General features: G+C 63.3%; 2 pseudogenes. Both read left to right on the forward strand.

Annotated elements, in window-relative coordinates:
- Window positions 1–230: pseudogene (locus EN738_RS34985) on the forward strand (5'-methylthioadenosine/S-adenosylhomocysteine nucleosidase); the annotation flags it as partial.
- A gap of 55 nt (window positions 231–285) precedes the next feature.
- A pseudogene (locus EN738_RS36705) lies at window positions 286–458 on the forward strand (GMP synthase (glutamine-hydrolyzing)); the annotation flags it as partial.

A 458-nucleotide genomic window follows, 5' to 3' on the forward strand; every position in this document is an offset into this window, starting at 1 on the left:
ACATGGTCGATATGGAGACATTCGCCTGCCTGCGCGCCTGCCAGCTCTTCGGCGTGCCGCTGATCGGCCTGCGCGGCATTTCCGACGGTGCGGCGGATCTGAGGCATATCGGCGACTGGACGGAGTATCTCCACGTCATCGACGAGAAGCTGGCCGGCGCCATTGGCCTGCTGGAGCAGGCGATCGCATCCGGAACGATCCGGCTTGGTTCCCGGCAAGGACTGGATTGAGCCAGACGCCCCGCAACCCATTGCGCCGACTCGTTTCTTTCTCTAAACGCTCGCCATGAAAACAGCCAATCGCTCCGACACCGTCCTGATTGTCGACTTCGGCAGCCAGTTCGCGCAGCTTATCGCCCGCCGCATCCGCGAGGCCGGCGTCTTTTCCGAGATCGTGCCGTTCCAGTCGGCCGAGGCGGCTTTCAAGCGCATCAACCCGAAAGCGGTGATCCCCTCCGG

Source organism: Mesorhizobium sp. M4B.F.Ca.ET.017.02.2.1, from assembly GCF_003998955.1.
In the GTDB taxonomy this organism is placed as follows: Bacteria; Pseudomonadota; Alphaproteobacteria; order Rhizobiales; family Rhizobiaceae; genus Mesorhizobium; species Mesorhizobium abyssinicae.